10 protein-coding genes and 1 pseudogene are annotated in these 14,543 nt (G+C 70.2%); 9 read left to right on the forward strand and 2 right to left on the reverse strand.

The genetic code is table 11. The annotated features are described in order from the left end of the window. The 4 genes and pseudogenes from B4E30_RS15850 to B4E30_RS15865 all read left to right on the forward strand — a co-directional run. A pseudogene (locus B4E30_RS15850) lies at positions 1–210 on the forward strand (23S rRNA (adenine(2503)-C(2))-methyltransferase RlmN); the annotation flags it as partial. 12 nt (positions 211–222) lie between these two features. Next, complete coding sequence (locus tag B4E30_RS15855) at positions 223–2,199, forward strand: ABC1 kinase family protein (protein WP_286796184.1); 1,977 nt, start codon at positions 223–225, stop codon at positions 2,197–2,199. A gap of 54 nt (positions 2,200–2,253) precedes the next feature. Next, the gene (locus tag B4E30_RS15860) at positions 2,254–3,267 is read left to right on the forward strand and encodes an aldo/keto reductase family protein (RefSeq protein ID WP_286796185.1); all 1,014 of its coding nucleotides are present in this window, start codon (positions 2,254–2,256) and stop codon (positions 3,265–3,267) included. A 28-nt stretch (positions 3,268–3,295) separates the two neighbouring features. Next, positions 3,296–3,802 carry an NUDIX domain-containing protein gene (locus B4E30_RS15865; RefSeq protein WP_286796187.1) on the forward strand — a complete coding sequence of 169 codons (507 nt, stop codon included), beginning with the start codon at positions 3,296–3,298 and terminating at the stop codon, positions 3,800–3,802. A gap of 28 nt (positions 3,803–3,830) precedes the next feature. Here B4E30_RS15865 and B4E30_RS15870 read toward each other — a convergent pair whose 3' ends face one another. After that, positions 3,831–4,361: a ribonuclease H family protein gene (locus B4E30_RS15870; protein WP_071045995.1), complete on the reverse strand. Its 531-nt coding sequence runs from the start codon at positions 4,359–4,361 to the stop codon at positions 3,831–3,833. 168 nt (positions 4,362–4,529) lie between these two features. Here B4E30_RS15870 and B4E30_RS15875 point away from each other — a divergent pair, with 168 nt between their 5' ends. The 5 genes from B4E30_RS15875 to B4E30_RS15895 all read left to right on the forward strand — a co-directional run bounded on the left by B4E30_RS15875 (position 4,530) and on the right by B4E30_RS15895 (position 10,346). Beyond that, positions 4,530–5,177 (forward strand): GntR family transcriptional regulator, encoded by a 648-nt coding sequence (locus tag B4E30_RS15875; RefSeq protein WP_286796194.1) that lies wholly within the window; start codon positions 4,530–4,532, stop codon positions 5,175–5,177. Then, positions 5,174–6,700 (forward strand): MmgE/PrpD family protein, encoded by a 1,527-nt coding sequence (locus tag B4E30_RS15880; protein ID WP_286796188.1) that lies wholly within the window; start codon positions 5,174–5,176, stop codon positions 6,698–6,700. Before B4E30_RS15875 ends, B4E30_RS15880 begins: the two co-directional genes overlap by 4 nt. 250 nt (positions 6,701–6,950) lie before the next feature. Further along, complete coding sequence (prpB, locus tag B4E30_RS15885) at positions 6,951–7,850, forward strand: methylisocitrate lyase (protein WP_286717777.1); 900 nt, start codon at positions 6,951–6,953, stop codon at positions 7,848–7,850. A gap of 41 nt (positions 7,851–7,891) precedes the next feature. After that, a complete protein-coding gene (locus B4E30_RS15890; protein WP_414683226.1) occupies positions 7,892–9,130 on the forward strand; it encodes a bifunctional 2-methylcitrate synthase/citrate synthase in 1,239 nt (412 codons plus the stop codon). Positions 9,131–9,167: 37 nt separating this feature from the next. After that, positions 9,168–10,346, forward strand: coding sequence for a thiolase family protein (locus B4E30_RS15895; protein ID WP_286717781.1), 1,179 nt, complete (start codon positions 9,168–9,170; stop codon positions 10,344–10,346). A gap of 278 nt (positions 10,347–10,624) precedes the next feature. Here the strand turns inward: B4E30_RS15895 and B4E30_RS15900 are convergent, their stop codons facing one another. Then, positions 10,625–14,446: a choice-of-anchor I family protein gene (locus tag B4E30_RS15900; RefSeq protein ID WP_286796192.1), complete on the reverse strand. Its 3,822-nt coding sequence runs from the start codon at positions 14,444–14,446 to the stop codon at positions 10,625–10,627. Positions 14,447–14,543 lie beyond the last annotated feature (97 nt).

Here is a 14,543-nt window from a genome sequence, read left to right on the forward strand (position 1 = left end):
TGGGTGCACGTGAACCCGATCCCGCTGAACCCCACGCCCGGCTCGGTCTGGACGTCGTCGGAGAAGCCGGTGCAGGCGGAATTCGTGCGGCGCCTGAACGCCGCCGGCATCCCCACCACGCTGCGCGACACCCGCGGCAAGGAGATCGACGGGGCCTGCGGTCAGCTGGTCGCCACGGAAGAAGACCAAGCGGCCGCCGCCGTCGGCTGACACACTGGCCTCATGTGGGCCTGGGTCGCATTCGTCCTGATCGCGCTGATCTTCACGGTCGCGGCCGCCTGGGTGAGCCGCCGTCTGCTCGACGGGCAGGTCGGGTGGATCCGAGCATCCCTCACCGCGCTGATCGTCTTCCTCGCGTGCCTGCCGCTGGCGACATGGGCGATGCGCGAGACCGACGTGCTCGACCTCGACGACAACGTGACGGTGAGCGGGCCGATCGCGCTGGCCTTCCTCGCGCTCGTCGCGGGCTGGATCTTCGCGATCGTCGTCGTGGTCATCGTGACGCTCGAGTTCCTGTGGCCGTCGCACCGGGTGCGCAATCCGGTGTCGGCCATCAGGGATGCCTTCCGCCGGCGAGATCGCGCCCGCCGCTACGCGCAGATCCTCGCGATCGCCTCGCGCCACGGGCTCGGCGCGTTCCAGAACCGGCACGGCGGAGATGACGAGCTCGCCTCGGCTCTGGTCGCCGCGCTGAACGAGGCGGGTGTCACCTTCGTCAAGCTCGGGCAGGTGCTGTCCTCGCGGGAAGACGTGCTGCCGCGCGACCTGGTGGATGCGCTGTCGACGCTGCAGATGGATTCCACGCCGATCCCGTGGGCCGAGGCTGAGGCGGCGATCACGGCCGAGCTCGGCCGACCGATCGACGAGGTCTTCGCCTCGATCGACCCGCAGCCGCTGGCGGCGGCGTCGGTCGCCCAGGTGCACACCGCGCGACTGCGCGGCGACGGCGAAGAACCCGGCGACGAGGTCGTCGTGAAGATCCAGCGCCCGCGCGCCCGAGCACAGGTGACGACGGATCTCGACATCCTCGAGCGCCTCGCGCGCACCGCCGAGGCCCGCACCGACTGGGCCCGCGACTACGGAGCGGTCGCTCTCGCGGCGGAGTTCTCCCGCGCGCTGAGCGACGAGCTCGACTACCGGGTCGAGGCGGCCAATACCGAGATGCTGCGCGGCGCGATCGCGCGATCGTCGTCCATGACCCTCGCCGTGCCGATCCTGTACGAGCCTTGGTGCACGAGCCGCATGATCGTGCAGCAGCGCATCACCGGCACGCCGTTCAGCCGCATCGCGACCGGCTCCCTCGATCCCGACGAGGCGCGACGCCTCGCCGACGGCGTGCTCGAATCCGTCTTCGAGCAGATCGCGGTGCGCGGGGTCTTCCACGCCGACCTGCATCCGGGGAACCTCATCCTGCAGGACGACGGCACCGTCGCGCTCATCGACTTCGGCGCCGTCGGGGTGAGCGAGCGGAGCCTGCGCCGCATGCTCATCCCGCTGCTGCTGGCCCTGTCGGCGGATGACGACGTCGCCGCCACGAACGTCATCCTGCTCATGTGCGCGCCCGAGACCGGGGCCGTCGACCACGTGGCGCTGCAGCACGACATCGGCGTCATCCTCACCCGCATGCAGAACGCCCAGGTCGACGAGAACATCTTCCGGGCGCTCGTGGATGTGCTGCGCCGCCATCGCCTGTCCATCCCGCCGTCGCTGCTTCTCGTGCTGCGCACGCTGTCGTCGCTGGAGGGGACGCTCCGGCGCCTCGTGCCGGACTACGACATGGTCGAACACGCGCTGGAGCGCGCACCGCACTTCGCGCGCGCGACGTTCGATCCGAAGAACGCCGCCCTCGGCGCGCAGGCGCACCTCATGCTCGCGGGTGAGGAGCTCCGGCGCCTGCCGCGGCGGTTCGAGAACGTCACCCGCTCGCTCGAGGACGGCACCTTCTCGGTGCGGCTGCGCTCCCTCGAGGGGGCCGGCGAGCGCGGGTGGCTCGAGGAGCAGCTGAACCGCTTCCTCGTGACCGTCGTCGGGGTGGCGCTGCTGGCCGTCGGCATCAGTCTGACCGTGTCCGGCGACGGCCCGATGCTCACCGGCAACGTCGGCGCCTTCCCCTTCCTCGGCAGTCTCGTGGGGCTCGGCGGGCTCCTTCTGCTCGTGCGCAGTCTGCGCCGCGCGCTGCGCCGACGCGACGGCGGATGACGCCGGTGGCGAACCCTCGCCGGAGTGTCCTCGGGCGCCGGTAGCGTGGTGCCCATGGTCAACTATCGCTACCTGGGCAACAGCGGCCTCAAGGTCTCCGAGATCACCTACGGCAACTGGGTCACCCACGGTTCGCAGGTCGAGAACGACGCCGCCGTGAAGACGGTCCACGCCGCTCTCGATGCGGGAATCACCACCTTCGACACCGCCGACGTCTACGCCGACGGCGCCGCCGAGAGCGTTCTCGGCGAGGCCATCAAGGGTCAGCGGCGCGCATCCCTCGAGATCTTCACCAAGGTCTACTTCCCGACCGGTCCGAAGGGGCCGAACGACACCGGTCTGAGCCGCAAGCACATCTTCGAGTCGATCGACGCCTCGCTGCAGCGCCTCGGCACCGACTACGTCGACCTCTATCAGGCACACCGCTTCGACGAGGAGACGCCCATCGAGGAGACCTTCCAGGCCTTCGCCGACGTCGTCCGTCAGGGCAAGGCGCTGTACATCGGCGTCTCCGAGTGGACGGCGGAGCAGCTGCGCGAGGGCCACGCGCTGGCGAAGGAGCTCGGCGTTCAGCTCATCTCGAACCAGCCGCAGTACTCGGCGCTGTGGCGCGTGATCGAGGGCAAGGTCGTGCCGACCTCGCGCGCGCTCGGCATCTCGCAGATCGTGTGGTCGCCGATGGCGCAGGGCGTGTTGACCGGCAAGTACCTGCCCGGCCAGCCGGTGCCGGCCGGGTCGCGCGCGACCGACGAGAAGAGCGGCGCGAACTTCATCAAGCGCTTCCTGAACGACGACACGCTCACCGCGGTGCAGAAGCTGAAGCCCATCGCCGACGACCTCGGCCTCAGCATGGGGCAGCTCTCGATCGCGTGGGTGCTGCAGAACGACAACGTCGCCGCGGCCCTCGTCGGCGCGTCGCGTCCCGAGCAGATCGCCGACAACGTCAAGGCCTCCGGCGTCACCCTCGACGAGGGCGTGATGTCGGCGATCGACGAGGCACTGAACGGTGTCGTCGAGGACGACGCCGAGATCACGTACGAGACCTCGCCCAAGAAGCGCTTGGTCTGAGCCGGACCGATCGAGGGCGGTGCGGGAGATGACGGTGCACAGTGCCGGACTCCTCCTGTACCGCCTTCGTCGTCCCTCCGACGGAACGGATGCCGGTGCATCCGCCGTCGAGGTGCTGATCGCCCACATGGGCGGTCCGTTCTGGTCGGCGAAGGAGGCCGCCGCGTGGAGCATTCCGAAGGGAGAGTTCGACCCGGACGCCGAGGGTGCCTGGGATGCGGCGGCGCGCGAATTCCGAGAGGAGCTCGGCGTCGATCCGCCCGATGCTCCCGCCGCCGAACTCGGCACGTTCCCGTATTCGTCGGGAAAGCGGGTGACCGTGTTCGTCGCCGACGGGGACGGATTCGCCGCCCCGAGCGACGGCTTCGGGGAGTTCGAGATGGAGTGGCCGCCGCGTTCGGGGCGCACGCAGCGTTTCCCCGAGGTCGACCGGGTCGAGTGGGTCGGTGCAGATGTGGCGCGGGAGCGTCTCGTGAAGGGCCAGCGCCCCGCCCTCGACGCGCTGCTCGACCGGCTGGCGGACGCCGGCGCCTGAGAGCGCGTTTGTCGCGGATGCGGAGCGGTCAGCGACCGTTCTTCGGGGCGGTCGAGACGTCGATGCGATCGTGGGACCCGAGCGAGGACCACGCGCTCGCCGTGCCCTTCGCGGCGTGCTCGGACGCGCGCACCGCCCGCTCGTCCGCCCACGCGTTCAGCACGTGCCCCGAGTGGCCGCGCACGTGCTCGAGCACGACGTCGGGGAGTCCGGCCGCGCGCCGCGCATCGCGGGCGCGGATGAGCTGCTCGAGCAGGTCGACGTTCTTCGTGGGGGCACCCGTCGAGGTCTTCCAGCCGCGGCGGCGGTGGCCGTCCATCCACTTCTGATAGGTGTCGATCGCATACCGCGAGTCGGCCTGCACGACGAGGTGAGCGACGTCGGCGTGGTCTTCGATGGCCTTGAGCAGTCCGGTGAGCTCGCCGATGTTGTTGGTGCCGGCGGGGATCGCTCCCGCCGCCCAGTGCCCGTCTTCGCCGACCCACGCCCATCCCGCGGGGCCGGGGTTGCCCTTGCAGGCCCCGTCGGTGGCGACGACATAGGGAGAGGGTTCAGTCACTCTCCCCACGCTACCTCGGGGCCGCGACCGCGCCGCACCGTCGTCCGTTCGCGGTGATCCCTGGCGCGTCATCGGTATACACAAGGCCGTTCTCTCGTCGACTTCGGCCCTCGATGGCGCTTCAGTGCATACACTGAGGGGATGCAGGGGAGTGACGACGGAGTGCGGGTGCGCGCGAGCGACCGTGCCTACGGCGCGCTGCTCGACGACATCCAATCCGGCGCGCTCGCGCCCGGCGCCGTCCTCGGCGAGACCGAGCAGGCGGCGAGGCTGGGCGTATCCCGCACCCCGATGCGCGAGGCGCTGGCGCGACTGGCCGCCGACGGGCTGGTGACCCAGCAGTCGCCCCGGGTCACGGTGGTCGCCGGCGTCGACGCCGACGACATCCGCGCCCTGTTCGAGGTGCGACGGGCGCTGGAGGAGCAGGCGGCGCGGCTGGCCGCCGAACGCGGTGAACCACGGGTCTTCGCCGACCTGGCAGGCGCCTTCGCCGACATCGACGCGCACGCCGACCCCGACGCCTACACGCGCCTCATCGGCGACTTCGACCGGGCCCTCGACGCCGCCGTCGCGAACGATCACCTCACCTCTGCGCTGCGAACGGTGCGCACCCACCTCGTGCGCGTGCGACGGCTGGCCCGCGATCGCCCGGACCGGGTACGCGCGTCGGTGACCGAGCACCGACTGATCGCCTCGGCGATCGCGCAGCGCGACGCCGACCTGGCCGCTCACGCGACGCACGTGCACCTCCACAACGCGCTCGAGGGCATCCTCGGCTCCCTTCCCGCCATCGTTTCTGAAAGGCTCGTCCCATGAGCGTCTTGCACCACACCCGTGTCCACCGCAGCGACGAGAATTTGGCACGCGACGGACAGCTCGCGTGGCACATCGCACAGGTCGCCGCCGACCCCGTCGAGGTCGACGACGAGACGCGCGACATGATCATCAACCGCATCATCGACAACGCCTCCGTCGCGGCGGCCTCGCTCAGCCGTCGCCCGGTCTCGGCCGCGCGCCAGCAGGCGCTCGATCACGCGGTCTCCATCAGCGGCGCGGGCGCGACGATCTTCGGATGCGCGCTCGAGCGCCGCTCGAGCCCGGAATGGGCGGCGTGGGCGAACGGGGTCGCCGTGCGCGAGCTGGACTACCACGACACCTTCCTGGCCGCGGACTACTCGCATCCCGGTGACAACATCCCGCCGATCCTCGCCGTCGCCCAGCACGTCGGCGCCGATGGGGCGGCGCTCGTGCGGGGCCTCGCGACCGGATACGAGATCCAGATCGACCTCGTGAAGGCGATCTGCCTGCACAAGCACAAGATCGATCACGTCGCACACCTCGGCCCGTCGGCTGCCGCGGGAATCGGAACGCTGCTCGGCCTCGATGTCGACACGATCCACCAGGCCATCGGGCAGGCGCTGCACACCACCACCGCCACGCGCCAGTCGCGCAAGGGCGAGATCTCGACGTGGAAGGCGCACGCGCCCGCGTTCGCCGGGAAGATGGCGATCGAGGCCGTCGACCGTGCGATGCGCGGCGAGACATCCCCTTCCCCGATCTACGAGGGGGAGGACGGGGTCATCGCCTGGATGCTCGACGGCCCCGACGCGTCCTACGACGTGCCGCTGCCGGGCGAGGGCGAGCCCAAGCGCGCCATCCTGGAGTCGTACACCAAGGAGCACTCGGCCGAGTACCAGGCGCAGGCATGGATCGATCTGGCGCGCAAGCTGCACGGCGAGCGCCCGGAGCTCGCGGACCCCGCGAACGTCGAGGCGATCGTGCTGCACACCTCGCACCACACGCATTACGTTATCGGCTCGGGGGCGAACGATCCGCAGAAGTACGATCCGACGGCCTCGCGCGAGACGCTGGACCACTCGATTCCGTACATCTTCGCCGTCGCCCTGCAGGACGGCGGCTGGCACCACGTCGACTCCTACACGCCGGAGCGTGCCGCGCGCGAAGACACCGTGGCGCTGTGGCACAAGGTCTCCACCGCCGAAGACGAGGAGTGGACACGGCGCTACCATTCGATCGACCCGGCCGAGAAGGCCTTCGGCGGGCGCGTGGTCATCACGCTCGCCGACGGCTCGACGGTCGAGGACGAGATCGCCGTCGCCGACGCCCACCCCCTCGGCGCGCGGCCGTTCGCCCGCGAGGACTACATCGCCAAGTTCCGTACGCTCGCCGAGCCGGTGCTCGAGGAGGCGGAGATCGAGCGCTTCCTCGAGCTGGTGCAGCGCCTTCCGGAGCTGACCGCCGACGAGGTGCGGCAGCTGTCGATCGTCGCCAAGCTCGGGGTGCTCGCCACCGCACCCGCCCCGAAGGGCCTCTTCTGATGCCGCGTCTCGGCCCGCGTTTCGTCTCGTCGCTGCGGTCCTCGCGGGGCGACCGGGAGAGCGCGCGGGTTTCCCCCCGGTCGTTGAGCGAGCGGAGCGAGACGAAACGTGCTTCCGCTCTCCGGTCGTTGAGCGAGCGGAGCGAGACGAAACGTGGTTGCGTGTTCGGCCCGCGTTTCGTCTCGTCGCTGCGCTCCTCGCTCAACGACCGGGAGAGCGAGACGAAACGTGCCGTGGCGGGGTGGGCCTGATGCTGTACGCGCAGACGCCGCCGCACGAGAAGCGCCGCCTGTTCCGGGAACGCCTCGCCTCGGGTGAGCTCCTCCGGTTCCCGGGGGCCTTCAACCCGCTGAGCGCGCGCCTGATCGAGCGCAAGGGCTTCGAGGGCGTGTACATCTCCGGCGCGGTGCTCTCCGCCGACCTCGGCCTCCCCGACATCGGCCTCACGACCCTCACCGAGGTGGCCGCGCGCGGCGCGCAGATCGCCCGCATGACCGAGCTGCCGGCGATCATCGACGCCGACACCGGATTCGGCGAGCCGATGAACGTCGCCCGCACGATCCAGACGCTCGAAGACGCGGGCCTTTCCGGAACGCACATCGAGGATCAGGTCAATCCGAAGCGCTGCGGACACCTCGACGGCAAGAGCGTCGTCGATGACGACACGGCGATCAAGCGCATCCGCGCGGCCGTCGACGCGCGGCGCGATCCCAATTTTCTCATCATGGCGCGCACCGACATCCGCGCCGTCGAGGGGTTGGATGCCGCCACCGACCGCGCTCGCGCGCTCGTCGAGGCCGGCGCCGACGCGATCTTTCCCGAGGCGATGCGCACGCTGGAGGAGTTCGCGGCGATGCGGGAGGCCGTGGACGTGCCGATCCTGGCGAACATGACCGAGTTCGGAAAGTCCGACCTCTTCTCGGTCGACCAGCTCGCCTCCGTCGGGGTGAACATGGTCATCTGGCCGGTGTCATTGCTGCGGATGGCGATGGGTGCGGCATCCGATGCTCTCGATACGCTGGTCGACGAGGGGCATCTGACCTCGCAGCTGGGTCGCATGCAGCACCGCGCCGATCTCTACGACCTGATCGACTACGAGGGGTACAACCGCTTCGACCAGGACATCTTCACCTACCGCCCATCCCCCTGATCAGCCACACCATGTCCCACTTCCCGCTGCCATAGGCCTTCATGCCGACAGAAAGTGGGACACGCAGCCCGCAGGGACGACACGAAGGAGTGACCGTGACAGACATCCGCAAGGGACTCGTGGGCGTGGTCGCCGACGAGACCGCCATCTCGAAGGTGAACCCCGAGACCAACAGCCTCCTCTATCGCGGCTACCCGGTGCAGGAGCTCGCCGCCACGCAGCCGTTCGAGGCGGTCGCGTTCCTGCTGTGGAACGGGGAGCTCCCCACGGCCGACCAGCTCGCCGAGCTCCGCTCCACCGAACGCGCGCACCGGGAGCTCGCCGACGACGTCCGAGCGGCGATCGACCTCGTGCCGCTCGACGCGCACCCGATGGACGAGGTGCGCACCGCCGTGAGCGTGATCGGCGCGCAGGATCTCGCCGGTCTCGGCTCGGTGATGGATGCCTCCGGCAGCGCCGAGGAGAACCTCGTCCGCAGCATCCGGCTGTTCGCCGTGCTGCCGGCCATCGTCGCCTACGGTCAGCGTCGTCGTCGGGGCGAAGGCCTCATCGCCCCGCGTGACGACCTCGATTACGCGGCGAACTTCCTCTGGATGACCTTCGGCGAGGTGCCGGATGACGTCGTCGTCGACGCGTTCAACCGGTCGATGATCCTCTACGCCGAGCATTCGTTCAACGCGTCCACCTTCACCGCGCGGGTGATCGCGTCGACCCTGAGCGACCTGTACTCCGCCGTGACCGGCGCGGTCGGCGCCCTCAAGGGCCCGCTGCACGGCGGCGCGAACGAGGCGGTGCTGCACGTGTTCGACGAGATCGGCGACGCCGGAAACGTCTCGCCGTGGCTGGATGACGCCCTCGCCGGCAAGCGCAAGATCATGGGCTTCGGCCACCGTGTCTACAAGCGGGGCGACTCCCGCGTGCCGACCATGAAGGCCGCACTCGACTCCCTCGTGTCGCACTACGACCGCCCCGAGGTCGCCGCGCTCTACGACGCCCTCGAGGCGGAGTTCATCGGGCGCAAGGGCATCTACCCGAACCTCGACTACCCGTCCGGGCCCGCTTACAACCTCATGGGCTTCGACACCCCCACCTTCACGCCGCTGTTCGTCGCCGCGCGCGTCGTGGGCTGGACGGCGCACATCATGGAGCAGCAGGCCTCGAATGCGCTCATCCGTCCCCTGTCCGACTACAGCGGGCCGGATGAACGACACGTGGCCGGGTACGTGCCCGACACCGCCGCCGTCGACGTCGCCGAGCGCCCCGAGGAGGCCGCGGGCTGATCTGTCCCGCGGCGACGCGGCGTGAGAGGATCGCGACATGCGATCCGCCGTCATCGTCGACGCCGTCCGCACACCGTCGGGCCGGGGAAAGCCCGGCGGGGCGCTGAGCGGGGTCCACCCCGCCGACCTCGCCGGTATCGTGCTCACCGCGCTTCTCGAACGCAACGGACTCGAGTCCGCGCAGGTCGATGACGTCATCCTGGGATGCGTCAGCCAGCTCGGCGATCAGGCGATGAACATCGCGCGCCAGGCCGTGCTGTCCGCCGGATTCGACGAGAGGGTTCCGGCCACGACGATCGATCGTCAGTGCGGGTCGAGCCAGCAGGCCGCGCACTTCGCCGCGCAGGGGGTGATCGCGGGCGCCTACGACGTCGTCATCGCGGGCGGTGTCGAATCGATGAGCCGGGTGCCGCTCGGATCGTCGACCGCCGGCGGCAGTGTGCCGGACGGCATCCGTCGCCGCTACCCCGAGGGGCTGGTGAACCAGGGGGTGTCGGCGGAGCTCATCGCGGACCGCTGGGAGATCATGCGTGACGAGCTCGACGCTTTCGCCGCGGAGTCCCACCGGCGCGCGGCCGAGGCCTGGCGGCGCGGGTGGTTCGATCGCCAGGTGACCCCCGTGCTCGCGGGCGGATCCGACGCGGTCGCGTTCGATGAGACGGTGCGCGAGGGCACGACGGTGCACGCGCTCGCCGGGCTGTCACCGGCGTTCCGCACCGACGAGCTCGCGGCGCGCTTTCCGCGGGTCGAGTGGCGCATCACCGCCGGCTCCTCCTCGCCGTTGACGGATGCCGCGTCGGCCGTGCTCATCATGGCGGAGGAGACGGCCGCGGCCCTCGGCCTTACGCCGCGCGCCCGCTTCCACTCGTTCGCGGTCGTCGGCGACGATCCGCTGCTCATGCTGACCGGACCGATCCCGGCGACCCGCCGCATCCTCGACCGCAGCGGCCTGGCTGTGGATGACATCGACGTGTTCGAGGTGAACGAAGCCTTCGCCTCGGTGCCGCTCGCGTGGCAGCGCGAGTTCGACGTCGATCCCGAGATCGTGAACCCGTGGGGCGGAGCGATCGCCCTCGGGCACGCCGTCGGCGCATCCGGGACCCGGCTGATGGCGACCCTGGTCGATGCGCTCGAGCAGTGCGGCGGGCGCTACGGCCTGCAGACCATGTGCGAGGGCGGCGGTCTCGCGAACGCCACGATCCTCGAACGCCTCTGACCCCGCAGCGGCGGAGGCGGCGGCACCCGCGGCGAGGACGTGGACGGCCCCCGCGGCGAGACATCAAGAGGACATCCCGCCTGCAGAGGACTCCGACCGCCGTTTCCGTCCTCTCGAAGGGGGATCTCCTCTCGAGGGGTGAAGGGGGATGCGCGGACAGGCCCTCCGCAGCGGCGGAGGCGGGCCGGCCCCCGCGGCGGAGGCGGCGGAGACAGCGGGGGAGACGGCGACGGCCCCCGACCCCTTGTGGGGATCGAGGGCCGTCGGAGGGATGCGGGTTACGCGGTCTGACGACGACGGATCGCGAAGGCGACACCGCCGGCGACGAGGAGGAACGCGCCGCCCAGGGCGATGCCCCACGGCAGCTCCGCGCCGGTGGCGGCCAGGGCGCCTTCCTCGACGACGTCGACACCGATCTCGATCGGGTCCTCACCGTCGGTGGTGATCACCATGCGGTGCGCACCGAGCTCGAAGTCCGCCGGGATCTCGACCGAGAAGCGGATGCTGCCATCCGTGCTCGCCGCCGGGATGCCGGTGACCTTGATGGGGTCGCTGAACAGGGTGGCGGCGACCTGCTGGCCGGCCTCGAGGCCCGTCAGCGTGACGGTCAGGGTTCCGCCCTGCTCGACCCGGCCGTCGTTGCTGAGCGTCACCTCGGCCCAGTCCCCACCGGTCTGCTCGCCGGTGCCCGGGAGCTCCCCGCCCGGGTCGGTCGGCTCGGGAGCGGGGTTGCCGGTGCCGGGGTTCTCGCCCCCGGGGGTCTCGCCCCCGGGGTTCTCCGAACCGGCGACCATCGCGCGACCGAGCGGCGCCGGGTCGACGACGTCGAACGCCTCGAAGTAGGCGACGGTGGCCGTGAGGTCGACCTGCCCGGTGTCGGTGCGGTCGGTGCCCTCGGTGAACGTCGGGAACCCGTCTCCGCCGTTGGCGACGAAGGAGTTCGTGACGACGGTGAAGGTGTCATCGGCTGCGATCGGCTCGCCCTCGTAGAACATCTCGGTGATGTCGCCGGAGCGCGGGTCGGACTCGGTGTACTCGTAGGTGAATCCTTCGGAGACGCCGAGGTGCAGCTTCGGGCGGTCGCCCTCGGCCTTCCACTGGTCTTCGAGGATCTCCTCGATCTGCGCGCCCGTCAGGGTCATCGTCACGAGGGTGTTCGCGAAGGGCTGGACCTCGGCCGCTTCCTTGTAGGTGATGACGCCGTCAGGCGCGTAGGCGAGGTCGGCGCGCAGGCCGCCCGGGTTCATCAGGGCGATCTCGGCGGGGGTGCCGGCGTAGGACGGGTTGGACGTGGCCCAGAGGTACACGTCGGCGACCCAGTTGCCCATCGACGACTCCACGCCGCGGTCCGCTCCCGACGGTGTGCCGCCGCGAAGGATGTCGGCGCTGATCTCTCCGACGGGCACGGAGCCGACCTCGTCGGCCTCGGCGACCGCCGCGTCGACGATCGCCTGCACCTCGGCGTCGGGCTCGGCGAGTCCGGCGGTGAGGAACGTGGATGCCTGGATGGAGATCAGCTCCTCGGCCTGGGTGTCCCAGTCGATGTTCAGCAGGCCCATCGCCTTGCCGTACTCGAAGGCCTGGATGACCGGGCGGGTGTCGCCGTCGGTCCCCTCGACGGCGACGTCGCACGCGTAGGTCTGGTGCGTGTGCGCCGAGACGATCGCGTCGATGTCGGCCGAGGCGCCGGTGGCGAGCGAGCCGAAGCCTGCCTGGTCGGCCGCGAGGGCCTCGCAGTCGCTCGTGGCCGCACCGGAGTGGGTGAGCAGGATCAGCACGTCGGTCTCGTCGGCGATCTGCGCGGCGACGCGGTTGGCCGCCTCGAGCTCGTCGCCGAACTCGATCCCCTCGATCCCGGCCGGGTCGACCATGGTGGCGGTGTCCGGCGTGACGGTTCCGATGAACCCGATGTCGACCCCGTCGACCGTCTTGATCGCGTACTCCGGAAGCACCGGCAGGCCGGTCTCGCTGTCGTAGACGTTCGCGCCCAGGTTGTAGGGCAGCCCCGCCGCGATCTCCTCCTCGGTGACGGTGTCGTCGGTGTTCCCGCCGAATCGGGGGATCACCCGGTCGCTGAGGTCGGCGAACCCGCGGTCGAACTCGTGGTTGCCGACAGCGCCGACATCCAGGCCCGCCTCGAGGAGCGCGTCGATCGTCGGGTTGTCCTGCTGCGAGAACGACGTGAAGGTCGATGCGCCGATGTTGTCACCGGCCGAGACGAACAGGGTGTTGGGGTTGCGGGCCTCGAAGTCCTCGACGATGCCCGCGAGAACGCCGGCGCCGGCTTCGCCCGACGTGCCCGCCTCGAGGCGCCCGTGGAAGTCGTTGATCGTCAGGATGTCGATCTCGGTGACGTTCGGGTTCCCCATCGCGTAGACGGTCGTGGTGCCGGACACCTCGTTGCCGACTGCCAGCAGCGGCTCGCCGATCGGCGACTGGGAGGCCGGAATGAACTCCAGACCCTCCGGACCGAGGTCGCCGGCGCTCGAGAGCGTCGCCCGGTGGTCGGCGTTCTCGGGATCGTAGTCGTCGATCGCATCCTCCACCGAGACGGAGAAGTCGCGGTTGTTGAGGTAGCTCATGTAGGTCGCGTTCGCCGGGTCGGTGATGTCGTAGGTCATCACGCCGCCGACCCGCTCGAGGCCGATGAAGGCGTACGTGCGGTCGCCCACGGTGCCGATCGCGAGGTTCTCCGGCTCCGGGCCCTTGTCCTCGCTGCGCCCCTCGAGGTTCGACTCGGTGTGGTTGGAGTTGAAGAACTCGGGAGCCGCTGCGGCGGTGACCTCCTCGAAGTCGCTGCCGGAGTCGAAGACGAGCTCGCCGTCGGTGGTCCAGATGGAGAAGGAGCGTCCGCCGAGCGTATAGAGCTCGTCGAAGCAGGTGCCCTCGTCGTTCAGGCCCATGTCGGTCAGGACGTTCAGGCGACCGAGGTCTTCGTCCTCGAGCATCCCGGCGAGCGGGCTGGTCTCGCAGACGGCCGGCGCGTCGGTCTCGTCGACGTCGCCGAGGTCCTTCGCACGCACGGAGTCGATGAACTCGCCCCACTCGCGGCTGTCGCCCTCGTTCGCGGTGACGAGGTAGGTCTGTCCGCCCACCTCGTACGCCTCGATGCCGTCGGGCATGTAGACGCCGTAGAGCCCCTCGTAGGAGGCCTGATTGTAGGTCGGCGCGTCCTCGGGGTCACGGTCGCTCGCGTCGAGCGTTTCCACGGAGTAGTCCTTGAAGCCGAGAGGCCAGATGTCGGTGACCGTCGCCGAGGCCAGGTCGACGACGGCGACAGCGTTGGCCTCCTGCAGGGCGGCGTAGGCGGTGCCGTCGGCGATTGCGACGTACTCGGGCTCGAGGTTGCGACTGACGCGGTTCGCCTCGAGTGCCGTCTCGCCCTGATCGGGCGCGGCCACGTCGGGACCGAACACGCGCACGTCGGCTGGAAGGTTCTCGCCCTCGAACGCGCCGAATCCCGCCGTTCGGACGGCGTCCTGTGCCGGCGCCGCCTTCTCGGCGGGCAGCGTGACGATGCCGATCGATCCCTCGGGGTCGACCGAGAAGTCGTCGGCCGGCTCGCCCTCGTTCGCGACGACCGCGTAGGTGCCGTCCTCCGAGATGGTGACCATGTCGGGGAGGGCGCCCACGGTGACCTCTCCGAGGATCGGCGAGGCGTCGCCGTCCGGCACGAAGTCCGCATCGAAGAACACCAGGCGTCCGGGCGCCGTCTTGTCCTCGTCCTCGAACGCGATCACCCCGAGGCCGTCCTCCCGCACGGCAAGCGAGTTGGCGACGCCCGCGCTGGAGATGTCGAACATCTTCGTCGGCGCCGACGGGTTGGCGGCGTCGAGAGCCTCGACCGTGCCGGCCTGCGCGTTCACGACGAACAGGCGGTCGCCGTAGGAGTGGACGATCTCGGCGGCGGAAGCGTCGAAGATGCCGGTCTCATACGTGCCGATCGGCGTCAGCTCGAGCGTGGCGCTCTCGCTGGTGTCGGTGACGGGAGGATCGATCACGGCGGCGCCGGCCGCGGTGATCGGGACGAAGGCGAGCGCACAGGTTGCTGCTGCCGTGGTGGCAACGGCGACCGCGCGTCTGAACGTGGCTGAGGGCATGACCGTCCTGACGGGTGTCGGGTGTGCAGGGATACCCGTCAGGTCTATTGGGCTGCGGTAGCCGCCGGGTGAACGATCGGCGAACGCGAGCGAGCCT

It is taken from the genome of Microbacterium sp. UBA3394 (assembly GCF_002358725.1).
In the GTDB taxonomy this organism is placed as follows: domain Bacteria; phylum Actinomycetota; class Actinomycetes; order Actinomycetales; family Microbacteriaceae; genus Microbacterium; species Microbacterium luteum.

What these genes read in the sequence shown, in the direction of transcription:
- B4E30_RS15895 (WP_286717781.1), top strand. Translation starts at nt 9,168, where the DNA reads ATGCGATCCGCCGTCATCGTCGACGCCGTCCGCACACCGTCGGGCCGG.
- B4E30_RS15900 (WP_286796192.1), bottom strand. Translation starts at nt 14,446, where the DNA reads ATGCCCTCAGCCACGTTCAGACGCGCGGTCGCCGTTGCCACCACGGCA.
- B4E30_RS15855 (WP_286796184.1), top strand. Translation starts at nt 223, where the DNA reads ATGTGGGCCTGGGTCGCATTCGTCCTGATCGCGCTGATCTTCACGGTC.
- B4E30_RS15865 (WP_286796187.1), top strand. Translation starts at nt 3,296, where the DNA reads ATGACGGTGCACAGTGCCGGACTCCTCCTGTACCGCCTTCGTCGTCCC.
- B4E30_RS15890 (WP_414683226.1), top strand. Translation starts at nt 7,892, where the DNA reads ATGCCGACAGAAAGTGGGACACGCAGCCCGCAGGGACGACACGAAGGA.
- B4E30_RS15880 (WP_286796188.1), top strand. Translation starts at nt 5,174, where the DNA reads ATGAGCGTCTTGCACCACACCCGTGTCCACCGCAGCGACGAGAATTTG.
- B4E30_RS15860 (WP_286796185.1), top strand. Translation starts at nt 2,254, where the DNA reads ATGGTCAACTATCGCTACCTGGGCAACAGCGGCCTCAAGGTCTCCGAG.
- prpB (WP_286717777.1), top strand. Translation starts at nt 6,951, where the DNA reads ATGCTGTACGCGCAGACGCCGCCGCACGAGAAGCGCCGCCTGTTCCGG.